The 21,950-nt window shown below is 73.8% G+C and carries 20 protein-coding genes; 2 read left to right on the forward strand and 18 right to left on the reverse strand.

Annotation, left to right across the window (positions count from 1 at the left end; all coding sequences use genetic code 11):
* Positions 1 to 7 precede the first annotated feature (7 nt).
* On the forward strand, positions 8 to 523 hold the full coding sequence (locus tag ADL22_RS27860) for a nuclear transport factor 2 family protein (protein ID WP_079064498.1): 516 nt from the start codon (positions 8 to 10) through the stop codon (positions 521 to 523).
* On the opposite strand, the gene ADL22_RS27865 is transcribed toward ADL22_RS27860, so the two are convergent.
* The 10 genes from ADL22_RS27865 to fmt all read right to left on the reverse strand — a co-directional run bounded on the left by ADL22_RS27865 (position 520) and on the right by fmt (position 12,338).
* The gene (locus ADL22_RS27865; RefSeq protein ID WP_066985659.1) at positions 520 to 975 is read right to left on the reverse strand and encodes an Lrp/AsnC family transcriptional regulator; all 456 of its coding nucleotides are present in this window, start codon (positions 973 to 975) and stop codon (positions 520 to 522) included. The genes ADL22_RS27860 and ADL22_RS27865 overlap by 4 nt on opposite strands.
* Positions 976 to 985: 10 nt before the next feature.
* On the reverse strand, positions 986 to 2,455 hold the full coding sequence (locus ADL22_RS27870; protein WP_066985663.1) for an amino acid permease: 1,470 nt from the start codon (positions 2,453 to 2,455) through the stop codon (positions 986 to 988).
* Positions 2,456 to 2,807: 352 nt separating this feature from the next.
* Positions 2,808 to 4,271 carry a GuaB1 family IMP dehydrogenase-related protein gene (locus ADL22_RS27875; RefSeq protein WP_066985666.1) on the reverse strand — a complete coding sequence of 488 codons (1,464 nt, stop codon included), beginning with the start codon at positions 4,269 to 4,271 and terminating at the stop codon, positions 2,808 to 2,810.
* 154 nt (positions 4,272 to 4,425) lie between these two features.
* Complete coding sequence (locus ADL22_RS27880) at positions 4,426 to 4,869, reverse strand: barstar family protein (protein WP_066985669.1); 444 nt, start codon at positions 4,867 to 4,869, stop codon at positions 4,426 to 4,428.
* Positions 4,866 to 5,327, reverse strand: a complete 462-nt coding sequence (locus ADL22_RS27885) for a ribonuclease domain-containing protein (RefSeq protein WP_066985672.1) — start codon at positions 5,325 to 5,327, stop codon at positions 4,866 to 4,868. The genes ADL22_RS27880 and ADL22_RS27885 overlap by 4 nt, the downstream gene beginning before the upstream one ends.
* 56 nt (positions 5,328 to 5,383) lie before the next feature.
* On the reverse strand, positions 5,384 to 6,373 hold the full coding sequence (locus tag ADL22_RS27890; RefSeq protein WP_066985676.1) for a sugar-binding transcriptional regulator: 990 nt from the start codon (positions 6,371 to 6,373) through the stop codon (positions 5,384 to 5,386).
* Positions 6,374 to 6,570: 197 nt separating this feature from the next.
* Positions 6,571 to 7,251 carry a ribulose-phosphate 3-epimerase gene (rpe, locus tag ADL22_RS27895; RefSeq protein ID WP_066985679.1) on the reverse strand — a complete coding sequence of 227 codons (681 nt, stop codon included), beginning with the start codon at positions 7,249 to 7,251 and terminating at the stop codon, positions 6,571 to 6,573.
* 141 nt (positions 7,252 to 7,392) lie between these two features.
* Complete coding sequence (locus ADL22_RS27900) at positions 7,393 to 9,615, reverse strand: NADP-dependent isocitrate dehydrogenase (protein ID WP_066985682.1); 2,223 nt, start codon at positions 9,613 to 9,615, stop codon at positions 7,393 to 7,395.
* A 147-nt stretch (positions 9,616 to 9,762) separates the two neighbouring features.
* Entirely contained in the window at positions 9,763 to 11,202 is a 1,440-nt protein-coding gene (locus ADL22_RS27905; RefSeq protein ID WP_066985684.1) for an RsmB/NOP family class I SAM-dependent RNA methyltransferase, read from the reverse strand.
* 197 nt (positions 11,203 to 11,399) lie between these two features.
* Positions 11,400 to 12,338: a methionyl-tRNA formyltransferase gene (gene fmt, locus ADL22_RS27910; protein ID WP_066985688.1), complete on the reverse strand. Its 939-nt coding sequence runs from the start codon at positions 12,336 to 12,338 to the stop codon at positions 11,400 to 11,402.
* A gap of 249 nt (positions 12,339 to 12,587) precedes the next feature.
* Here fmt and ADL22_RS27915 point away from each other — a divergent pair, with 249 nt between their 5' ends.
* Positions 12,588 to 13,130: a hypothetical protein gene (locus ADL22_RS27915; protein WP_066985691.1), complete on the forward strand. Its 543-nt coding sequence runs from the start codon at positions 12,588 to 12,590 to the stop codon at positions 13,128 to 13,130.
* Positions 13,131 to 13,342: 212 nt separating this feature from the next.
* On the opposite strand, the gene ADL22_RS27920 is transcribed toward ADL22_RS27915, so the two are convergent.
* From ADL22_RS27920 to ADL22_RS27955, 8 genes are all read right to left on the reverse strand, one after another.
* Positions 13,343 to 15,490, reverse strand: coding sequence for a primosomal protein N' (locus ADL22_RS27920; protein WP_066985695.1), 2,148 nt, complete (start codon positions 15,488 to 15,490; stop codon positions 13,343 to 13,345).
* A gap of 116 nt (positions 15,491 to 15,606) precedes the next feature.
* Positions 15,607 to 16,815, reverse strand: a complete 1,209-nt coding sequence (gene metK, locus ADL22_RS27925) for a methionine adenosyltransferase (protein WP_066985698.1) — start codon at positions 16,813 to 16,815, stop codon at positions 15,607 to 15,609.
* Positions 16,816 to 17,085: 270 nt separating this feature from the next.
* Positions 17,086 to 18,351 (reverse strand): bifunctional phosphopantothenoylcysteine decarboxylase/phosphopantothenate--cysteine ligase CoaBC, encoded by a 1,266-nt coding sequence (gene coaBC / locus ADL22_RS27930; RefSeq protein ID WP_420711605.1) that lies wholly within the window; start codon positions 18,349 to 18,351, stop codon positions 17,086 to 17,088.
* A 105-nt stretch (positions 18,352 to 18,456) separates the two neighbouring features.
* Entirely contained in the window at positions 18,457 to 18,735 is a 279-nt protein-coding gene (rpoZ, locus tag ADL22_RS27935; RefSeq protein ID WP_066985704.1) for a DNA-directed RNA polymerase subunit omega, read from the reverse strand.
* A 77-nt stretch (positions 18,736 to 18,812) separates the two neighbouring features.
* The gene (gmk, locus tag ADL22_RS27940; protein WP_066985707.1) at positions 18,813 to 19,433 is read right to left on the reverse strand and encodes a guanylate kinase; all 621 of its coding nucleotides are present in this window, start codon (positions 19,431 to 19,433) and stop codon (positions 18,813 to 18,815) included.
* A gap of 38 nt (positions 19,434 to 19,471) precedes the next feature.
* A complete protein-coding gene (locus ADL22_RS27945) occupies positions 19,472 to 19,795 on the reverse strand; it encodes an integration host factor (RefSeq protein ID WP_066985710.1) in 324 nt (107 codons plus the stop codon).
* A 205-nt stretch (positions 19,796 to 20,000) separates the two neighbouring features.
* Positions 20,001 to 20,837 carry an orotidine-5'-phosphate decarboxylase gene (gene pyrF, locus ADL22_RS27950; protein ID WP_066985712.1) on the reverse strand — a complete coding sequence of 279 codons (837 nt, stop codon included), beginning with the start codon at positions 20,835 to 20,837 and terminating at the stop codon, positions 20,001 to 20,003.
* Positions 20,834 to 21,943 (reverse strand): quinone-dependent dihydroorotate dehydrogenase, encoded by a 1,110-nt coding sequence (locus ADL22_RS27955; RefSeq protein ID WP_066985715.1) that lies wholly within the window; start codon positions 21,941 to 21,943, stop codon positions 20,834 to 20,836. The genes pyrF and ADL22_RS27955 overlap by 4 nt, the downstream gene beginning before the upstream one ends.
* Positions 21,944 to 21,950: the final 7 nt, after the last annotated feature.

The following is a 21,950-nucleotide window of genomic DNA, read 5'->3' on the forward strand; positions in this document are numbered from 1 at the left end:
GGGCCCCATGAACGCGTACGAGACCGCGGCCCCGGCCGCCACGACCACCGCCACCGCCCCGACCGACATCGAGCGCCGGGTCCGGGAGCTGACCGACCGCGCCGAGATCGGCGATCTGCTCGCCCGCTATCTGGGGTCCCTGGACGAGGGGGTCTTCGACGAGGCGTGGGGCCGGGCCTTCTTCACCGAGGACGCCACCGCCGTGCTGCCGCTGGGCACGGTCCGCGGCCGGGACGCGGTGGTGGCGCGGATCCGGGACGGGATGGCCCTGTTCGACCGGACCGTGCACCTGGGCGGCGGCCCCGTCATCGCGCTGGACGGGGACCGGGCCACCGCCCGCGCCGCCCAGCTGAGCACCCATGTCCTGGCGGACGGGCCGGAGGAGGTGTTCGTCTCCGGCGGCCTGGCCGAGACCGAGCTGGTGCGGACCGCGGAGGGCTGGCGGATCGCCGCCACCGCGCTGCGGATCGTCTGGACCCGGGGCACCCCGCCGCGTGTCCCGGCCGGCGCCGGCGCCTTCTAGCCCGGCGCGCCCGACCCGTAGCGCCGCAGGAGCGGGGAGAGGACCAGGACGGACCTGGTCCGTTCGACGAACGGCTCGCCGGCGATGCGCTCCAGGACGCGTTCGAAGTGGCGCATGTCGGAGGCGAAGACCTGCACCAGCGCGTCCGCCTCCCCGGTGACGGTGGAGGCGGACGCGACTTCCGGATAGCGCGACAGGCCGCGGTGGATCGCCTCGGGCGAGGTGTTGCGGCGGCAGAAGATCTCGATGAACCCCTCGGTCTCCCAGCCCAGGGCGGCCGGATCGACCCGGACGGTGAATCCGGTGATCGCGCCGTCCGCCCGCAGCCGGTCCACCCGGCGCTTGACCGCCGGCGCGGACAGGCCGACCTCCTGGCCGATGTCCGCGTAGCTGCGGCGGGCGTCCTCGGCGAGGGCGTGGACGATGCGTTCGTCGAGATCGTTCAGTCGCACTGCGGGTGGGTCACTTCTCTGCGGTGGCCAATCGGGAGCGGCGCATGCCGTATCCGAAGTAGATCACAAGGCCGACCGCCATCCAGCACCCGAAGACCACCCAGGTCACCGGGCCGAGGCTGCCCATCATGTAGACGCAGAGCAGGAAGCCGATCGCCGGGAAGAGCGGCGCGAGCGGCGTCCGGAAGGCCCGCGGCATGTCCGGGCGGGTCTTGCGCAGCACGATCACGGCCACGTTGACCAGCGCGAACGCGAAGAGCGTGCCGATGCTGGTGGCGTCCGCCAGCTCACCGAGCGGGACCGCCGCGGCCAGCACACCGCAGAAGAGGGAGACGATCACGGTGTTCACCCGCGGCACGCCGCTCTTGGGGTGAACCTTGGCGAACGCCTTGGGCATCAGCCCGTCCCGGGACATCGCGAACAGGATCCGGGTCTGGCCGTAGAGCACGGTCAGCACCACGCTCGCGATGGCCACGACCGCGCCGAAGGCCAGCAGCACCGACCAGTACTCGTGGCCGGTGACGTCCTTGAGGATGCCGGCCAGCGCGGCCTCCGAGCCCTTGAACTTCTGCCACGGCATGGCACCCACCGCGATCGCCGCGACCAGGCAGTACAGCGCGGTGACGATCACCAGCGAGAGCATGATCGCGCGGGGCAGGTCCCGCTGCGGGTTGCGGGCCTCCTCGCCCGCCGTGGAGGCGGCGTCGAAGCCGATGTACGAGAAGAACAGGGTGGCGCCGGCGGCGCTGACGCCCGCCACGCCCATCGGCGCGAAGTTGGCGTAGTTGCCGGACTTCACGCCCTGGATCGCGACGCCGCAGAAGAGCAGCAGCGCGACGATCTTGACGGCCACCATGATGGTGTTGGCCCGGGCGCTCTCCTTGGCGCCGCCCAGCAGGAAGACCATCGCCAGCAGGACGACCAGCAGCGCGGGGAGGTTGAAGTAGCCGCCCTGGCCGGGCGGCGCGGAGAGCGCGTCGGGGATGGTGAAGCCCAGCGTGCCGCCGAGGAACTCGTTGAGGTACTGGCCCCAGCCGACCGCGACCGCCGCGACAGAGACGCCGTACTCCAGGATCAGGCACCAGCCGCAGATCCAGGCGATCAGCTCGCCGAGGGTGGCGTAGGCGTAGGAGTAGGACGAGCCGGAGACCGGGATGGTGCCGGCCAGCTCGGCGTAGGAGAGCGCGGAGAACAGCGCGGTGATACCGGCGATGACGAAGGAGAGCACCACCGCCGGGCCGGCGTCCGGGACGGCCTGGCCGAGGACGACGAAGATGCCGGTGCCGAGCGTGGCACCGATGCTGATCATGGTCAGCTGCCAGACGCCCATCGAGCGGCGGAGCGTTCCCCCCTCGCCCTGGCCGCCCTCGGCGACCAGCCGCTCGACCGGCTTGCGGCGCATCAGCCGGGTGCCGAGTCCGCCGGCCGGCGGCCGCGGATAGCTGTCCCCTGGGGGCGGGACGGCGCCGTTCTCCAACACTGGGGGCTCCTTTGTCGCTGCCGGGTCAGACTGACACATTCCGGCACATTCCGGTGACTGGGACCGCGGCGGCCGGGCAGGCAGGACGAAACACCCACAGCAGCGGACCGCCGAGCAGGCGGTCTCCGCCACTCCACGTACAGCGCAGACCTTACGGCCCCTCGCTGACCTGCCGTAATGCAGGATCCTTGCGCAACCGCGAAGGATCGTTGCGCACGGCGGCGAAGGGCGGCGGAACGTTGCGCTCCACGCAGTCAATCATGCGCCGTCCCACAGAACGAGACCGGCCCCGCACCAGGTCGGTGCGGGGCCGGTCCGGGACGGGCGGGGCCGTCGGCGGGCGCGCGGGAGATCAGCTCCAGCTGGCGTGCAGCGGCTTGCCCTCGGCGTAGCCGGCGGCGCTCTGGACGCCGACCACGGCCTTCTCGGCGAACTCCTCCAGGGAGGCGGCGCCGGCGTAGGTGCAGGAGCTGCGGACGCCCGCGATGATCGAGTCGATCAGGTCCTCGACGCCGGGCCGGGACTGGTCGATGAACATCCGGGAGGTGGAGATGCCCTCCTCGAACAGCGCCTTGCGGGCGCGGTCGTAGGCCGACTCCTCGCTGGTGCGGTTGCGCACCGCGCGGGCCGAGGCCATGCCGAAGGACTCCTTGTACGGCCGGCCGTCGGCGGTGTGCTGGAGGTCGCCCGGCGACTCCAGGGTGCCGGCGAACCACGAGCCGATCATGACGTTGGACGCGCCCGCGGCCAGCGCCATGGCCACATCGCGCGGGTGCCGGACGCCGCCGTCGGCCCAGACGTGCTTGCCGTACTTCTTCGCCTCGGCGGCGCACTCCAGCACCGCGGAGAACTGCGGCCGGCCGACGCCGGTCATCATACGGGTGGTGCACATCGCGCCCGGGCCGACACCGACCTTGATGATGTCCGCGCCGGCCTCGATGAGGTCGCGGACACCGGCGGCGGCGACGATGTTGCCGGCCGCGATCGGGACCTGCGGGTCCAGCGCCCGGACCGCCTTGATCGCGCTGATCATCGACTCCTGGTGGCCGTGCGCGGTGTCCACCACGAGGGTGTCCACGCCGGCGTCCAGCAGCGCCTTGGCCTTGCCGGCCACATCGCCGTTGATGCCCACGGCGGCGGCGATCCGCAGCTTGCCGTCGGCGTCGGTGGCGGGGGTGTAGAGGGTGGCGCGCAGCGCGCCCTTGCGGGTCAGGATGCCGACCAGCATGCCGTCCGCGTCGACCGCGGGGGCCAGCTTGCGGTTGGCGGCGTCGAGGCGGTTGAACGCCTCGCGGGGGTCGATGTCCGCGTCCAGGACCAGCAGGTCCTTGGACATGACCTCGGCGACCTGGGTGAAGCGGTCCACCCCGGCCAGGTCGTGCTCGGTGACGACGCCCACCGGCCGCCCGCCCTCGACGACGATGCCCGCGCCGTGCGCCCGCTTGGGCAGCAGCGACAGCGCGTCCGCCACCGTGGAGACCGGGGACAGCACGATCGGCGTGTCCAGGACCAGGTGGCGCTGCTTGACCCAGGTGATGACGTCGGTGACGACGTCGATCGGGATGTCCTGCGGGATGACGACCAGACCACCGCGGCGGGCGACCGTCTCGGCCATCCGGCGGCCGGCGATCGCCGTCATGTTGGCGACCACCAGCGGGATGGTCGTGCCGGAGCCGTCGCGGGAGGCGAGGTCCACACCCTGGCGGGAGCCCACCGCCGAGCGGCCGGGCACCATGAACACATCGTCGTAGGTCAGGTCGTAGGGCACCGAAGAACTCTCTTCGAGGGCGCCGTTCTTCGGATTGAGGAATCGCATACCGCCAGGATACGGGCCCTGACCAGGACTCATGCGATAGTCCTACGAGCCCGCGAGCCGCATGTGCGATCCGCCAAAGCGGTGTCCGGCCAGCGGAACGCCGTCTCACCCGGTGCGTCCGCAGCGTCGCGGAACGGCGCGCCCCGGGGGTCGGCTACACCGCCTGCCGGCCGCGTCCGCCGGCCATGATCAGCGCGAGCGGGGTCGCGGTCTCCCGCCAGTACGCCACCGCGTCCGCCAGCACCTCCTCGACCACGCCCCAGTCCTCCGGCGCGGCGGCCGCGTACTCCTGCCAGCCGGTGACGACCAGCAGCCGGCCGCGCCCCGGCGGCCACCAGGACAGATCGGTCAGGCAGTCCGCCAGCGCGTCCCAGTTGCCACCGAAGTAGCCGGGCAGCTCCAGCGCGGCGGCGCAGCGGTCCATGAAGGCGGCCTTGTCGGCGGCGCCGGTGAGGTCGAGGGCGGCCGCGTGCCAGCCCGCGTCCCGGGCGGCGGCCAGCGCGTCCGCCACCGGGCGGCCGGCGGGCCAGGGCAGCACCCCGCCCGGCGTCCGCCCGTCCAGCACCGCGGCCAGCGCGGCGGGTACCTCGGCGCTCATCGCAGCACCGCCTGGAAGGTCGTGTAGTGGTCGCCGGTGTAGAAGATCTCGTGCTGCTTGCCGGCGATCAGGCGGCGGGCGCCGCGGTTGCGGGCGCCGGGGGTGTCGACGGTGTACTCGCGGTAGTAGCCGCGCGGCTCCTTCGGCAGCCGCTTCTCGTAGTTGCCGAAGACGGTGCCGTCCTTCGGGTACGGGAACGGGCCGCCGGCGTCGATCAGCGCCAGGGTGTGCCGGGCCTCGGCGGGCAGCCGGGCCGCGGGGATCTGCGGATAGCCCTTCGCCCAGGGCGGTGCGGTGCCCCGGCCGTCGGCCGTGGCGCTCGCCGCCGGACCCGGCGCACCGGACGAACTCCCTTTGCCGGCACCGCCGTTGGTACAGCCGGTGAGGACGAGGAGGAGGGCGGCGAGCAGCGCGCCGAGCACGGCGGCGGCCCGGCGCGGGGCGGTGTGGATCAGCATGCGCCGATGCTGTCACAGCCGCGCGCGGGCCGCGCGCCGGTGGCCGCGCCGGGGGCTCACTTCCCGTCGGGGTCGGCCCGGTCCAGGGCCGGCCGGGGCCCGGGGCCGGTCTCCAGCAGCAGGTGGTCGGCGGCGGCGGTGTCCGTCACCAGGCTCGTCACCAGGCCCGAGCGGAGCACCGCGCCGATGGCGCCGGCCTTGCGCCGGCCGCCGGCGATCGCCACCACCTCGGGGATCCGGCGCAGCCGGTCCGCCTCGACGGTGATGCACCGCTCGCCCAGATCGCGGCCGATCCGCCGGCCCTCGGCGTCGAAGAGGTGCGCGGACATCTCGGCGGTCGCGCCCAGCGAGGCGTAGTGCTCCCGCTCCTCCTCGGACAGCATGTCGTAGACGGTCGAGACGCCCGGCTCCCAGGAGCCGATGGAGACGCAGGCGACGGTGACCTTGTCGAAGTACTCGAAGGCGCGGGCGATACCGGTCTGGCCGCGCAGCGCGGCGGCGGTCGCGGGGTCGGGCAGCAGCATCGGCGCGTAGATCGGGTGCGCCTCGCCGCCGGAGACGTCGGCCGCGCGGCGGACCGCCTCGACCGAGCCGCGGTCGGCGGTGCCGGCGTCGTAGACCCCGGTGAGCTGGACGACCGTGCAGGGCGGCAGGTGGTGCAGCGCCGCCGCCATGTGGATCGTCGAACGGCCCCAGGCCAGGCCGAGCACATCGCCCTCGGTGACCAGCTCGCCGAGCAGGTCGGCGGCGACCTCGCCGAGGTTCTCCGGGTCGGCGGCGTCCTCCGAGGCGTCGGCGGGCGATTCGACGACGACCGCGTGCCGCAGGCCGTAGCGGGCGCGCAGCGCGTCGGAGCGCTCGGCGTCCAGCTCCGAGGGCACCCGGATCTCGATCCGTACGAGATCACGCTCCAGGGCGGTCTCCAGTACGCGGGCGACCTTGAAGCGGCTGACGCCGAACTCCTCCGCGATCTGGATCTTGGACTTGCCCTCGAGATAGAAGCGGCGGGCCATGGCCGCGGCCTGCACCAGCTCGGCGGGGCCCATTCCGGACTGCGGGCGGCTGGCTACCACGAATTTCTCCCCTTTTGCGCATCTGATCGAGTCTTTGCTCATCCTTTCAGAAACCCGGGATGTACGGGGACCGGAGCGGTGCGGCGGGCATGAACGCTCCGTTGCGGCCGGACCAACCCGCGGTGCCGGCCGGGCGGACGGCGGGCCCTCCGCGGGCCGGGCCGGCTCGATCAGTGGGCGCAGCCCCAGCTCGCGGCGGTCGCCGCCTCGGCCTTCTCGCGCAGGTCGCGGACGGCCTTGGCCGGGTCGTCCGCACCGTACACCGCGGAGCCCGCCACGAACACGTCGGCGCCGGCCTCCGCGCACCGCTCGATGGTCTCCGCCGAGACGCCGCCGTCCACCTGGAGCCACATCTGCAGGCCGTGCCGGGAGATCAGCTCACGGGTGCGGCGGATCTTGGGCAGCATGATGTCCAGGAACGCCTGGCCGCCGAAACCGGGCTCGACGGTCATGATCAGGACCATGTCCAGCTCGGGCAGCAGGTCCTCGTACGGCTCGATCGGGGTGGCCGGCTTCAGCGCCATCGACGCCCGCGCGCCCTTGGCCCGGATCTCCCGCGCCAGCCGCACCGGCGCCCCGGCCGCCTCCGCGTGGAAGGTGACCGAACCGGCCCCGGCCTCCACGTACTGCGGCGCCCAGCGGTCCGGGTCCTCGATCATCAGGTGCAGGTCGAGGGGGGTGTCCGTGGCCCGGCTCAGCGATTCGACGACCGGGACGCCGAGGGTGAGGTTGGGGACGAAGTGGTTGTCCATCACGTCGACGTGGAGCCAGTCGGCGCCCTCGACGGCCTGCGCCTCCTCGGCGAGGCGGGAGAAGTCGGCGGACAGGATGCTGGGGTTGATCAAGGCCATGCCCCCAGTATGGCGGTCCGCCCGCGGCCGGGCCCCGGCGGGCGGCGAGAGTCCCGTCACCCCCGGGCGCGGGCAGGCACCGGTCCGCCCCGGCCGGACGCGCGGCCCGGCCGGGGCGGATGAGGTGCCGTACGGCGGCGGTCAGCCCTTGAGGCCGGCCAGCGCCTGGTTCAGCGTCTTCGACGGGCGCATCACCGCGGACGCCTTGGCCGGGTCCGGGTGGTAGTAGCCGCCGATGTCGGCCGGCGAGCCCTGCACCGCGATCAGCTCGTCGACGATCGTCCGCTCCTGCTCGGCGAGCGTCTTGGCCAGCGGCGCGAACGCCTCGGCGAGCTGCGCGTCCTCGGTCTGCCGGGCCAGCTCCTGCGCCCAGTAGAGGGCGACGTAGAAGTGGCTGCCGCGGTTGTCGATCCCGCCGAGGCGGCGGGTCGGCGACTTGTCCTCGTTCAGGAACGTGCCGGTGGCGCGGTCCAGGGTCTCGCCGAGGACCTTGGCGCGGGCGTTGCCGGTGGTGTTCGCCAGGTGCTCGAAGGAGACCGCCAGCGCCAGGAACTCACCGAGCGAGTCCCAGCGGAGGTAGTTCTCCTTGACCAGCTGCTGGACGTGCTTGGGCGCGGAACCGCCGGCGCCGGTCTCGAACAGGCCGCCGCCGTTCATCAGCGGGACGACCGAGAGCATCTTGGCGCTGGTGCCCAGCTCCAGGATCGGGAACAGGTCGGTGAGGTAGTCGCGCAGGACGTTGCCGGTGACCGAGATGGTGTTCAGGCCCTGGCGGATGCGCTCGACGGAGAGCTTGGTGGCCTCGATCGGCGAGAGGATCCGGATGTCCAGGCCCTCGGGACCGAACTCCGGGAGGTACTGCTCGACCTTCTTGATCAGCTGGGCGTCGTGGGCGCGCTCGGCGTCCAGCCAGAACACGGCCGGGTCGCCGGTGGCGCGGGCGCGCGTGACGGCGAGCTTGACCCAGTCCTTGATCGGCGCGTCCTTGGTCTGGCAGGCGCGGAAGATGTCGCCCTCGGAGACGGTCTGCTCCAGGACGGCCTCGCCGGCCGAGTTGACCAGGCGGACGGTGCCGGTGGCCGGGATCTCGAAGGTCTTGTCGTGGGAGCCGTACTCCTCGGCCTTCTGCGCCATCAGGCCGACGTTCGGGACGGAGCCCATGGTGGCCGGGTCGAAGGCGCCGTTCGCCCGGCAGTCGTCGATGACGGCCTGGTAGACGCCGGCGTAGGAGGAGTCCGGGATGACGGCGAGGGTGTCGGCCTCGTTGCCGTCCTTGTCCCACATGTGGCCGGACGTACGGATCATGGCCGGCATGGAGGCGTCGATGATGACGTCGGACGGCACGTGGAGGTTGGTGATGCCGCGGTCGGAGTCGACCATGGCCAGGTCCGGGCCGGCGGCCAGCTCGGCTTCGAAGGACGCCTTGATCTCGGCGCCGTTCGGCAGCGCCTCGAGGCCCTTGTAGATACCGCCCAGGCCGTCGTTCGGGGTCAGGCCGGCGGCGGCGAGGTCCTGGCCGTGGCGGGCGAAGGTCTCCGGGAAGAAGGCGCGCACGACGTGGCCGAAGATGATCGGGTCGGAGACCTTCATCATGGTGGCCTTCAGGTGCGCGGAGAACAGCACGCCCTCGTCCTTGGCGCGGGCGACCTGCGCGGTCAGGAACTCCCGCAGGGCGGCGACCCGCATCACCGCGGCGTCCACGACCTCACCGGCCAGGACCGGTACGGACTCGCGCAGCACGGTGGTGGTGCCGTTGTCGGCGACCAGCTCGATGCGCAGGGTGTCGTCCGCGGGGATCACGGTGGACTTCTCGGTCGAGCGGAAGTCGTTGACGCCCATGGTGGCGACGTTGGTCTTGGAGTCGGCCGACCAGGCGCCCATGCGGTGCGGGTGCGCCTTGGCGTAGTTCTTCACCGACGCGGGCGCCCGGCGGTCCGAATTGCCCTCGCGCAGCACGGGGTTGACGGCGCTGCCCTTGACCTTGTCGTAGCGCGCGCGGATCTCGCGCTCCTCGTCAGTCTTGGGGTCGTCCGGGTAGTCCGGGAGCGCGTAGCCCTGCTCCTGGAGCTCGGCGACGGCCGCCTTCAGCTGCGGGATGGAGGCCGAGATGTTCGGCAGCTTGATGATGTTCGCGCCGGGGGTCTTGGCCAGCTCGCCGAGCTCCGCGAGGGCGTCGGCGATCCGCTGGTCCTCCTTGAGGTACTCCGGGAAGCTGGCGATGATCCGCCCCGCCAGAGAGATGTCGCGGGTCTCCAGCGTCACCCCGGCCGTCGAGGCGTACGCCTCCACCACCGGCAGGAACGAGTACGTCGCCAGGGCCGGGGCCTCGTCAGTGTGGGTGTAAATGATGGTCGAGTCAGTCACCGGGTGCTCCGCTCCATCCACGTCTTCAATATTGCTCGACATCAAGATATCAACATTGCTCGACATCAAGATATCTCCTGTGCCGGTCCGCCGGACCCGGGCCGCCGGGCCCCGTGCGCGCGGACCGGCCGCCGCCGCGCCCGGCCGTCAGCCGGTCCGCCGCAGCAGCGCCAGATACATCGCGTCGGTCCCGTGCAGATGCGGCCACAGCTGGACGTCCGGACCGTCGCCGAGCTCAGGGACACCGGGCATCAGCGGCCGGGCGTCGACCCACTCCGCCGATACGGCCGGACCGCCCCGCCCCTTCAGGACGTCCTCGACCACCGCCCGGGTCTCCGCCGGATGCGGCGAGCAGGTCGCGTAGCCCACCACCCCGCCGACCCGCACCGCCGCCAGCGCCTGCCGCAGCAGCTCCCGCTGGAGCGGCGCGAAACCGTCCAGGTCCTCCGGACGGCGCCGCCAGCGCGCCTCGGGGCGGCGGCGCAGCGCGCCCAGACCCGTGCACGGCACGTCCACCAGCACCCGGTCGAAGGCGCCGGGCCGCCAGGCCGGGCGGGTGCCGTCGGCGGCGATCACCGCGTACGGGCCGGGGTTGCCGTCCAGCGCGCGGGCCACCAGCCGGGCCCGGTGCGGCTGCTTCTCCGACGCCAGCAGCGCCGCGCCCCGCTGCGCGGCCAGCGCGGCCAGCAGCGCGGCCTTGCCGCCGGGGCCCGCGCAGCCGTCCAGCCAGCGCCGGTCCGGGCCGTCCAGCGGCGCGTTGGCCAGCGCCAGCGCGACCAGCTGGCTGCCCTCGTCCTGCACTCCGGCGCGCCCCTCGCGCACCGCGTCCAGCGCGCCGGGCTCACCGCCCTCGGCGAGCCGGACCGCGTACGGGGACCACCGGCCCGGCACCGCGCCGTCGTCGCCGGCGGCGGCCAGCAGCTCCTCGGCGGTGGCCCGGCCCGGGCGCGCCACCAGCGTCACCTCGGGGCGCTCGTTGTCCGCCGCCAGCAGCTCCTCGATGCCCGCGCGCCCGCCGCCGAGCGCGTCCCACAGCGCCGAGACCACCCACCGCGGATGCGCGTGGACGATCCCCAGGTGCTCCTCGGGGTCCTCGTCGTACTCCGGCGCCACCCGCGCCAGCCAGCCGTCCAGGTCGTCCGCGGCCACCTTGCGCAGCACCGCGTTGACGAACTTCGCCCGGCCGTCGCCCAGTACCACCCGGGCCAGCTCCACGGTCGCGCTGACCGCGGCGTGCGTCGGGATGCGGGTGCCGAGCAACTGGTGCGCGCCCAGGGTCAGGACGTCCAGCACCGGCGGGTCCACCTCGCGCAGCGGCCGGTCCACGCAGCGGGCCACGATCGCGTCGTAGGTGCCCTGGCGGCGCAGCGAACCGTAGACCAGCTCGGTGGCCAGCGCCGCGTCCCGGGAGTCGAAGTCCCCGGCGTCGCGCGCCTTGCGCAGCAGCGGCGGCAGGACGAGGTTCGCGTACGCGTCCCGCTCGTCCACCGCCCGCAGCGCCTCGAACGCGAGGATCCGGACCGGGTCCTTCTTCGGGCGGCGGTAGGGCTTGCGGGTGCCGTGGCGGCGCGGCGGCTGCTGACTCACGAAAAGGTGCTCCGGAATTACGGGACGGGGGTCCGCCCCAGCCTACGCGGGGGCGCGGGGGGTGGCGCGGGGGGACGGGCCCGGGGCGCACGCCGCTGGGGCGCCGCCTCGCCGCACGTCCCCGGGGCGCCACCCCGCCGCGCGACCCCGGGGGCGGCACCCCGCGCAACAGCCCCCGGGGGCACCCGCCCCGGCGGTCAGCCGCCCAGCCGCTCCCCGGCCGCGATCCGCACCCCGCGCGCCCAGTCCGCGCCCTTCATCGGCTTCTTGCCCTGCGGCTGCACCCAGAGCAGTTCGACCGGGTGGCTGCCGGTGCCCACGTGCACCGCCTTCTTCGTCACGGCCAGTTCGCCCGGCGCGAGCGCGGGCCCGGCGTGGCCGGCGTCGGGCGCGGCCGCCATCACCTTCAGCCGCTCGCCGCGGAAGACCGTCCAGGCGCCGGGCGCCGGGGCACACCCGCGCACCACCCGGTCGACCCGCAGCGCCGGCGCGGCCCAGTCGATCCGGGCGTCCTCCACCTCGATCTTCGGGGCGAGGGTGACGCCCTCCTCCGGCTGCGGCACCGCCTTGAGGCTGCCGTCCTCGATACCGTCCATCGTGGCGACCAGCAGCCCCGAACCGGCGAACGCCAGCCGGGTCAGCAGGTCCCCGCTGGTGTCCGTGGGCCGGATCTCCTCGGTGATCACCCCGTACACCGGCCCGGAGTCCAGCCCCTGCTCGATCTGGAACGTCGTCGCGCCGGTGATCTCGTCCCCGGCGAGCACCGCGTGCTGCACCGGCGCCGCCCCGCGCCAGGCGGGCAGCAGCGAGAAGTGCAGATTCACCCAGCCGTGGGCCGGGATCTCCAGCGCGGACTTGGGCAGCAGCGCCCCGTAGGCGACGACCGGGCAGCAGTCCGGACCGATCTCCCGCAGCCGGGCGAGGAAGTCCTCGTCGCGCGGTTTGACGGGCTTGAGCACCTCGATGCCCGCCTCCTCCGCGCGCTCCGCGACCGGGCTGGCGACCAGCCTGCGGCCCCGCCCGGCCGGCGCGTCCGGCCGCGTCACCACGGCCACCACCTCGTGGCGGTCGGAGGCGATCAGGGCATCGAGGGCGGGTACGGCGACCTCGGGGGTGCCGGCGAAGACAAGCCTCATGGGTGGTGGACTACCTCTCACACGCAGCGGAACGGCGCACCAGTCTATGAGCCCCGGCGCAGGTCATGGGCCGGAACGCCGGGGGGCGTGCGAAGTTCTCCGCGCCCCGCGCACAAGGTCGTACGCCCCCATACCGTGACCAGAGCCGCTGCTGGCGCGTTGGTCAAGCAGCATTGACCGTTTCCGGGCCGCTCCGGCGGCCCGATCGCATTCCCCCATCCTTTCCACGCCGGTTCGAGAGGCTTGCTCATGGCCGACCACGCAACCCACGACGCCCAGGCGCGCGCCAGCCTGCATCTCCTGGTGCGGGACATCGAGCGGGTCCGCCGGCAGGTGGACGCCCTGCGCACACTCACCGCGCAGCTCGGGAACGTCTACCGGCCGCGGCGCACGGGCCCCTCCGCGGGCTTCGTCGTCTACGGACGGGCGCCCGCCCCCACCGTGCGCCTCGCCCAGGAGCTGCGCGACAGCGTCGAGACCCTCGTCACCGCCGCCGTCGACTTCGACCGCTCGCTGGGCTTCTCCTGGGACGCGGTGGGCTCCGCGCTCGGCGTCACCAAGCAGGCGGTGCACCGCCGCTACGGCGCCCGGCGGGCCACCGCCCAGCCGTCCGGCGACGCCGAGACCGCGGTGCGCTCCGCCGACCCCTCCGCGGCCCGCGCGGTCAGCATGGCCGGCGGCCTGACCGGCGCCCCGTCCGTCCCCGCCGCCCGCGCCATGCCCACCCAGCCCTCCGCGACCACCCGCGACGAGGCCCGGCCGACGGCTTTTCCGGGGCCTCGGAACGGTTGAGGGGTCCGGCGTTCCCGGTGAGCTTCCCCGCGATCTGACGCCGGGCCGCCCGCCGACGCCGGGGCGGGCGCGCCAATGCCCGGGGCCGGCGCCCGCCGACGCCGCGGCCACTGACGCCGCGGTCGCCGCACCGACACCGGGCCTGGGGCAGACCGCTCAGGCCGGGGCTCCGGCCCGCCCCCTCGGACCTCAGCCCCGAGCAAGCGGCCCCCTCACCCCAGATCCAGCGGATCGATCCGCACCCGGACCTGCTGCCCTTCCCGCTTGACCAGGCGGGCGGCGCGGGCGGATTTCAGGGCGGCGGCCAGCGCCGCGCCCTGGCCGGGGCGGACCCGGACGAGCGCGCGCTCCCAGTGTTCCCCCGGGGGCGGGTCGCCGGGCCGGCGGGGGCGGCCGGGATCGGGGGCCGGCACCGGGACGGGGCCCAACACCTCGGCGCCGGCGGGGAGTTCGGCCGCGCCCAGCAGACCGGCCACGTCCTCGGGGCGGCCCGTCACCGCGGCCATCCGGGACACCGGCGGGAAACCCAGCTCGGCCCGCTCGGCCAGCTCGCGCAGCGCGTGCCCGGCCGGATCCCAGCGCACCAGCGCCTGCACCGGGCGCAGCGCCGGCTCCGCGATCACCACGACCGTGCCGCCCGCCGCCTGGCCGCGCACCAGCGAGGCCGCGCCCAGCCAGCGGCGCAGCGCCTCCTCACCGGACCGCAGATCCGCCCGGCCCAGCAGCGCCCAGCCGTCCAGCAGCAGCGCCGCGGCGTAACCCGGACCCTCGGGGACCGGCTCGGCGCCGGGGGTGCTCACCACCAGGGCCGGGGCGTCGGGGACGGTCTCCAGGATGTGGTCCCGGCCGGACGTCCGGACGGGCACCTCGGGGAACGCCCGGCCCAGCTCCTCGGCCGTCCGCCGCGCGCCGACGATCTGGGCCCGCAGCCGGGTGCCCCCGCACTCCGCGCAGGCCCAGCCCGGCGCCTCCCGCCCGCACCAGGCGCAGCACAGCGCGCTGTCCTGGCTGCGCGCCTCCAGCGGACCGGCGCAGTGCCGGCACCGGGCCGGGGTGCGGCAGCGCACGCACGCCAGGCGCGGGACGTAGCCCCGGCGCGGCACCTGGACCAGGACCGGCCCCCGGGCCAGCGCGGCCCGCGCCGTCTGCCAGGCCAGCGACGGCAGCCGGGCCGCGCGGGCCGCCTCGTCCCGCGCCTCCTCCGCCTCGTCGACCGTACGCACCAGCGGGGCGGCCGCCCGGACCGTCTCGCGGCCGGCCTCCAGCGGGCGGGCCCAGCCGTTCTCCACCAGCTGGGTGGCCTCCACGGTGCGGCCCACGTCGCCGACCAGGCACGCGGCCTTCTCGTGGACGGCGCGCAGCAGCAGCACGTCGCGGGCGTGCGGATGGGGGGCGTGGATGTCGCTGTGGCTGGAGTTGCCGTCGTCCCAGATGGCGACGAGGCCGAGGCCGGCGACCGGGGCGTACATGGCGGCGCGGGTGCCCACCACGGCCCGGACCGCGCCGCGGCGTATCGCCAGCCAGCGGCGGTAGCGCTCCTCGGGCCCGGAGTCGGCCACCAGCAGGGTGTGCCGGCCCGGGCCCACCAGCTCGGTCAGCGCCGCGTCCACCCGGGCCGCCGCGCGCCCGTCCGGCATCACCACCAGGGCGCCGCGCCCGGACGCCAGGGTGGCCGCCACCGCGGCGGCCAGCTCGGCCGGCCAGTGCGGGCCCGGCAGCGCCGTCCACACCGCGCGCGGCGCGTCCCCGCGCGCCAGCGCCTCCAGGAAGGCGGGGCCGTCGGGATAGCGGCTCCAGCTCCCCGGCGCGGGCGGCGCGGGCGGCGGCGGGGGCGCCGGGAAGCGGGCCGCCTCGGCCTTGGCGTTCCGCGGCGGGACGGCCAGCTGGAGGACGTCGGCGAGCGAGCCGGCGTAGCGGTCGGCGACCGCCCGGCACAGCTGGAGCAGCTCCTCGCCGAGCACCGGCTCCGGGGAGACCACCTGCGCGAGCGCGGCCAGCGGGCCGCGGTAGTCGGAGGAGTCGACCCGCTCGACGAGGAACCCGTCGAGCAGCCCCCCGCCCTCGCGGCGGCCGTCCCGGACCTTGCCCGTGCCCGCCCCGAACCGCACCCGCACCCGCACCCCGGGCTGCGCCTCGGCGTCCATCGCGGCCGGGACGGCGTAGTCCCACAGCTTGTCCAGATGCACCGGGCCCTTGTCCACCAGCACCCGGGCCACCGGCCGCGTCGCCGCCAGCTCGGCCCCGCGCCACGTCCGCGGCCGGGCCCGCTCCTCCTTCTTCCGCGTCTCGCGCACGGCTTCCCGGATGAGGGCCAGCTGCTCTCCCCCACCCGCCCCCGCTCGACCGTTCTCGCTGCTCACAGCAACCAGTCTTAGCAGACGCCACTGACAACGGCCCGGCCCCGGAACGCCCGGAGGCCCCGGCCGCCGAAGCGGTCCGGGGCCTCCGGGAGCGACGTGCGCCGGTGGGCCGTGGCTTACAGGCCCGCGGCCTTGCGGAGGGCCTCGACGCGGTCGGTGCGCTCCCAGGTGAAGTCGTCCAGCTCGCGGCCGAAGTGGCCGTACGCGGCGGTCTGGGCGTAGATCGGGCGGAGCAGGTCGAGGTCGCGGATGATCGCGGCCGGGCGGAGGTCGAAGACCTCGGTGATGGCCTGCTCGATCTTGTCGGTGTCGACGGTGGCGGTGCCGAAGGTCTCCACGAAGAGACCCACCGGCTCGGCCTTGCCGATCGCGTAGGCGACCTGGACCTCGCAGCGCGCGGCGAGGCCGGCGGCGACGACGTTCTTGGCGACCCAGCGCATGGCGTACGCGGCGGAGCGGTCGACCTTGGACGGGTCCTTGCCGGAGAAGGCGCCGCCGCCGTGGCGGGCCATACCGCCGTAGGTGTCGATGATGATCTTGCGGCCGGTCAGGCCGGCGTCGCCCATCGGGCCGCCGATCTCGAAGCGGCCGGTGGGGTTGACCAGCAGGCGGTAGCCCTCGGTGTCCAGCTTGATGCCGTCCTCGACGAGCTGGCCCAGGACGTGCTCCACGACGAACTCGCGGATGTCGGGGGCGAGCAGCGAGTCCAGGTCGATGTCGCTGGCGTGCTGGGAGGAGACCACGACGGTGTCGAGGCGGACGGCCTTGTTGCCGTCGTACTCGATGGTGACCTGGGTCTTGCCGTCGGGGCGGAGGTAGGGGATGGTCCCGTTCTTGCGGACCTCGGACAGCCGGCGCGAGAGGCGGTGCGCGAGGTAGATCGGGAGCGGCATCAGCTCGGGGGTCTCGTCGCAGGCGTACCCGAACATCAGGCCCTGGTCGCCCGCGCCCTGCCGGTCCAGCTCGTCGTCGTCGCCCTCGACGCGGAACTCGTGGGCGGTGTCGACACCCTGGGCGATGTCCGGGGACTGCGCGCCGATGGACACCGAGACGCCGCAGGAGGCGCCGTCGAAGCCCTTCTTGGACGAGTCGTAGCCGATCTCCAGGATCTTGTTGCGCACGAGGTTGGGGATGTCGGCGTACGCCTTCGTCGTCACCTCGCCGGCGACGTGCACCAGGCCGGTGGTGATCAACGTCTCCACGGCGACCCGGGAGGCCGGGTCCTCCTTCAGGAGCGCGTCGAGAATGGTGTCGCTGATCTGGTCAGCGATCTTGTCGGGGTGGCCCTCGGTGACGGACTCCGAGGTGAACAGGCGGCGGGACACATCGCTCCCTGGGGTTGCAGCGGCTGCTGGCTGATCATTTAGCGGAACGGCCGAGAGCTGCGCTCGGCCGGACCACTGCCAGTTTATCGGTCGTATGTGGCGTCCGGGCACGCAGTCTCGATTTACGGAACCCCCGTGACCTGGGACACCACTGCCGTACGGTAGCGACGATCACCGCGGGAATCGCCCTGGTCAAGAGGGCACGCCGAAATTCCGGGGCCCGGGGAAAGGCGGACGGACGCATTCCACCGGGCCCGCACGGGCCGGCGGTCAGGGGCGCGGATCGGCCAGACGGGGCGCGACCAGGTCCCAGACGGTGTCGGCGAGGGCTTCTTTCGGACCGTACGGGACGGGGGTCTCGGTACCGTCCGTGGCCAGGATCACGGCCTCGTTCCCGTCCGAGCCAAAGGTCTTGTGCTCGCCGACCTCGTTGACGACGAGGAGGTCGCAGCCCTTGCGGGCGAGCTTGGCGCGGCCGTTGGCCAGGACGTCGTCGGTCTCCGCGGCGAAGCCGACGACCAGCTGGCCGGGGCGGGCGCGGTCGGCCGAAAGCTCCGCGAGGATGTCCGGATTCCGTACCAGGGCGATGGGTTCCGGCTCCTGCCCGTCCTTCTTCTTGATCTTGCCGGGGGCGTAGGCGGCGGGCCGGAAGTCGGCGACCGCGGCGGCCATCACCACCGCGTCGGCGTCCGCCGCGGCCTTCAGCACCGCCTCCCGCATCTGCTGGGCGGTGCCGACCCGGACCACGTCCACACCGGCCGGATCGGGCAGCTCGGTGTTGCCGGCGACCAGGGTGACCCGGGCGCCGCGGGCCGCGGCCGTACGGGCCAGCGCGTATCCCTGCCGGCCGGAGGAGCGGTTGCCCAGATAGCGGACCGGGTCCAGCGGCTCCCGGGTGCCGCCGGCGCTGACCACGACGTGCCGGCCGGCCAGGTCCCGCGGCAGGCCCCGGCCGCCGCGGGCCAGCACCTGGCGGCACAGGTCGAAGATCTCGGCGGGGTCGGGGAAGCGGCCCTTGCCGGTGTCGGTGCCGGTGAGCCGGCCGACCGAGGGCTCGATCACCAGCGCGCCGCGGCGCCGGAGGGTGGCGACGTTCTCCTGGGTGGCGGGGTGCTCCCACATCTCGGTGTGCATCGCGGGCGCGAAGACCACCGGGCAGCGGGCGGTGAGCAGGGTGTTGGTCAGCAGGTCGCCGGCCAGGCCGTGGGCGGCCTTGGCCATGATGTCGGCGGTGGCCGGGGCGACCACGACGAGGTCGGCGCTCTGGCCGATGCGGACGTGCGGGACCTCGTGGACGGTCTCCCAGACCTCGGTGGCGACCGGGTTGCCGGACAGCGCCGACCAGGTGGCCTCGCCGACGAAGTGCAGCGCCGAGTCGGTCGGCACCACCCGGACGTCGTGGCCGGACTCGGTGAACCGGCGCAGCAGCTCGCACGCCTTGTACGCGGCGATCCCGCCGCTGACCCCCAGGACGACCCTGGGCCGCTCCCGCTTCTCCATCGTCTCCCCGCTCCCCGCGGCCAGTTCCGAACGCATGTCCCTCAACCTATGCCCTCCCGGCACGCCAAGGGCCCGGCAGGTGCCCCCAGCCGGAGCTGGGAGGTGGCCCTGCCGGGCCCTTGGTGCGGGAAACCGTGCCGCTTACTGGCCGACGGCGGGGCCCTCGACGGCCTCGGAGGTCAGCAGGCCGGCGTTGATCTCGCGGAGCGCGATCGACAGCGGCTTCTCGTGGACGTGGGTGTCGACCAGGGGGCCGACGTACTCCAGCAGGCCCTCGCCGAGCTGGGAGTAGTACGCGTTGATCTGGCGCGCGCGCTTGGCGGCGTAGATCACGAGGCTGTACTTGGAGTCGGTGGCCTCGAGCAGCTCATCAATGGGCGGGTTGATGATGCCCTCGGGTGCGGTGATGGAAGAGGACACTCTCTACCTTCCGAAAGGGGATGCAGCAGGTAACAGCGCGGGGCGCTGGAAATCCGTGGCGCCGGGGGCGGGACCGGTCAGTCGCCGGTGGTCCGGTCCTCAGGGCGGCGCAGCATCAAGGCTAGCAGCTCACGGCTGACGTCCTCGACGGAGGTGTTGACCAGCGTCACGTCGAACTCCTTCTCCGCCGCGAGCTCGACCCGGGCGGCGTCCAGGCGCCGCTCGATGACCTCGGGGGCCTCCGTGCCGCGGCCGGTGAGCCGGCGGACCAGCTCCTCCCAGCTCGGCGGGGCCAGGAAGACGAGATTGGCGTCCGGCATGGACTCGCGGACCTGGCGGGCGCCCTGGAGGTCGATCTCCAGCAGGACCGGCTCGCCGGCCGCCAGCCGGTCCAGCACCGCCTGGCGGGGGGTGCCGTAGCGGTTGCCCGCGAATTCGGCCCATTCCAGCAGCTCGCCGTTGGCGATCAGCTTGTCGAATTCCTCGTCCTCGGTGAAGAAATACTGGACGCCGTGGCGCTCCCCGGGGCGCGGTTTGCGGGTGGTGGCCGAAACCGAGAGCCAGATTTCCGGGTGGACCTTGCGCAGATGCGCGACGACCGTGCTCTTGCCGACCCCCGAGGGGCCGGAGAGCACGGTCAGGCGCGGTTGTCTGGCCGGGGGTACGGGGGTCGTCCCCCGGGAGACTGCAGAACTCATGCAGCGATTATTCCAGCTACCCGGCGGTGCCGGGAAACTCAGGAACCGGTGCTGCCGAACTCCCGCTCCAGGGACGCGATCTGGTTCGTGCCCAGACCGCGGACCCGGCGGCTCTCGGAGATCCCGAGCCGCTCCATGATCTGCTTCGCGCGGACCTTGCCGACGCCGGGCAGGGACTCCAGCAGGGCGGAGACCTTCATCTTGCCGATGACGTCGTTCTTCTGGCCCTGCTGGATGACCTCGTGGAGGGAGGCACCGGAGTGCTTGAGCCGATTCTTGACCTCGGCGCGCTCCCGGCGAGCCGCGGCGGCCTTTTCGAGCGCGGCAGCGCGCTGTTCAGGGGTAAGGGGCGGAAGAGCCACGCCTACGTCACCTCGGATGTCGAACTGTCGGATACGGACCGGTGTGGAACCTAGTCGCCCCGCCACAGCGGAGCAACGAGCAACGCGCTTGCGTGCGGTGCTCTCGTCGGAGACTAGCGGCCGATGGCGCCGGAGTCAGCGAGAACAGACGAAAAGTCCTGGTCAGACTCAGCTGACCAGGACATTTCGGGACCAAATGACCGCGTTACGCGAGGGCCGCGCGGACTTCGCCGGCGCAGCGGGCGGCCGCCGCGCGCAGCGCGTCGGCGTCCGGACCGTGCTTGAGCACCCCCCGGCTCACACTCGGCACGACGTTGCCGGCCGACGCCCCGAAGACCGTGGGCAGGTCGGCGGGGGTGGCGCCCTGCGCCCCGATGCCGGGGGCCAGCAGCGGACCGTTGATCGCCAGGTCGAACGCCGAGAGGTCGCCGAGGGTCGCGCCGATCACCGCGCCGAAGGAGCCCAGCGGCACGGCGCCGGCGTTCTCGGCGGCGAGGTGGCCCAGCACCGTCGCGGCGACCGTCCGGCCGTCCTCGCGGACCGCCCGCTGCACCTCGGCGCCCTCCGGGTTGGAGGTCAGGCCGAGCACGAACAGCCCGGCGCCGCTGCGCCGCGCCAGCTCCACGGCCGGCGCCAGCGAGCCGTAGCCGAGGTACGGGGAGACCGTCAGCGCGTCCGCGAACAGCGGCGAGTCCGGGTGCAGGAACGCCTCGGCGTAGGCGCTCATCGTGGAGCCGATGTCGCCGCGCTTGGCGTCCATGAGGATCAGCGCGCCGCGCTCCCGGGCCTCCTCCACGGCGGTCTCCAGGACGGCGATACCGCGCGAGCCGAACCGCTCGAAGAACGCCACCTGCGGCTTGAGCACGGCGACCTGCTCGCCGAGCGCCTCGACGACGGTGCGGGTGAACCGCGCCAGGCCCGCGACGTCGTCGTTCAGGCCCCAGTCGGCCAGCAGGGAGGCGTGCGGGTCGATGCCGACGCAGAGCGGGCCGCGCGCGTCCATGGCGCGGCGCAGGCGGGCGCCGAAGGGCTCCGGGCTCACGTGGTCACCTTCTTGTGCTCGGCGCCGACCGCGTCGGCGAGGGTGGCGTACGGGCTGGTGCGCAGGCGGGCGGCGAGGCCCTTGTGGAGCGCGCGGCACCAGAACGGGCCCTGGTAGATGAAGGCGCTGTAGCCCTGGACGAGGGTGGCGCCGGCCAGGATGCGCTCCCAGACGTCGTCGGCGGTCTCGACGCCGCCGACACCGATGAGGGTGAGGCGGTCGCCGACCCGGGCGTACAGGCGGCGCAGGACCTCCAGGGAGCGCTCCTTGAGGGGCGCGCCGGACAGACCGCCGGTCTCGGCGGTCAGCTCGGGGTCGGAGACCAGGCCGAGGCCGTCGCGGGCGATCGTGGTGTTGGTGGCGATGATGCCGTCCAGGCGCAGCTCCAGGGCGAGGTCGGCGACCGCGTCCACGTCCTCGTCGGCGAGGTCGGGGGCGATCTTGACCAGCAGCGGGACCCGGCGGTCGGGGACGCTGCGGTCGGCGGCCTTGCGGACCGCGGTGAGCAGCGGGCGCAGGTGGTCGACGGCCTGGAGGTCGCGCAGCCCCGGCGTGTTCGGCGAGGAGACGTTGACGACGAGGTAGTCGGCGTGGCGGGCCAGGCGCTCGGTGGAGGTGACGTAGTCGGCGATCGCCTCGGACTCCGGGACGGTCTTGGTCTTGCCGATGTTGACGCCGACGGTGGTCCTGAAGACCGGGTTGCGGGCGGCCAGGCGGGCGGCGACCGCCGCCGAACCGTCGTTGTTGAAGCCCATGCGGTTGATCAGCGCGCGGTCCGGGACCAGGCGGAACAGCCGCTTCTTGGGATTGCCGGGCTGCGGCTGGGCGGTGACCGTGCCGATCTCGACGTGGTCGAAGCCGAGCAGGGCCATGCCGTCGATGGCCACGGCGTTCTTGTCGAAGCCGGCGGCCAGGCCGAACGGGCCGTGCATCCGGCGGCCCAGGGCCTCGGTGCGCAGCTCCCTGTAGCGGGGGGCGAGGACGGCCGCGGCGAAGGTGCGGAGCACCGGGACGCGGGCGGCCAGGCGGATCCAGCGGAAGGCCAGGTGGTGGGCCTTCTCGGGGTCCATGCGCTGGAAGAACAGCTGGAAGAACAGGCGGTACATGGTGGTG

It is taken from the genome of Streptomyces sp. NRRL F-4489, assembly GCF_001509485.1.
In the GTDB taxonomy this organism is placed as follows: Bacteria; Actinomycetota; Actinomycetes; order Streptomycetales; family Streptomycetaceae; genus Streptomyces.

What these genes read in the sequence shown, in the direction of transcription:
- ADL22_RS27860 (WP_079064498.1), top strand. Translation starts at nt 8, where the DNA reads ATGAACGCGTACGAGACCGCGGCCCCGGCCGCCACGACCACCGCCACC.
- ADL22_RS27875 (WP_066985666.1), bottom strand. Translation starts at nt 4,271, where the DNA reads ATGCGATTCCTCAATCCGAAGAACGGCGCCCTCGAAGAGAGTTCTTCG.
- ADL22_RS27880 (WP_066985669.1), bottom strand. Translation starts at nt 4,869, where the DNA reads ATGAGCGCCGAGGTACCCGCCGCGCTGGCCGCGGTGCTGGACGGGCGG.
- ADL22_RS27885 (WP_066985672.1), bottom strand. Translation starts at nt 5,327, where the DNA reads ATGCTGATCCACACCGCCCCGCGCCGGGCCGCCGCCGTGCTCGGCGCG.
- ADL22_RS27890 (WP_066985676.1), bottom strand. Translation starts at nt 6,373, where the DNA reads ATGGGCCCCGCCGAGCTGGTGCAGGCCGCGGCCATGGCCCGCCGCTTC.
- rpe (WP_066985679.1), bottom strand. Translation starts at nt 7,251, where the DNA reads ATGGCCTTGATCAACCCCAGCATCCTGTCCGCCGACTTCTCCCGCCTC.
- fmt (WP_066985688.1), bottom strand. Translation starts at nt 12,338, where the DNA reads ATGAGGCTTGTCTTCGCCGGCACCCCCGAGGTCGCCGTACCCGCCCTC.
- ADL22_RS27915 (WP_066985691.1), top strand. Translation starts at nt 12,588, where the DNA reads ATGGCCGACCACGCAACCCACGACGCCCAGGCGCGCGCCAGCCTGCAT.
- coaBC (WP_420711605.1), bottom strand. Translation starts at nt 18,351, where the DNA reads ATGCGTTCGGAACTGGCCGCGGGGAGCGGGGAGACGATGGAGAAGCGG.
- gmk (WP_066985707.1), bottom strand. Translation starts at nt 19,433, where the DNA reads ATGAGTTCTGCAGTCTCCCGGGGGACGACCCCCGTACCCCCGGCCAGA.
- ADL22_RS27955 (WP_066985715.1), bottom strand. Translation starts at nt 21,943, where the DNA reads ATGTACCGCCTGTTCTTCCAGCTGTTCTTCCAGCGCATGGACCCCGAG.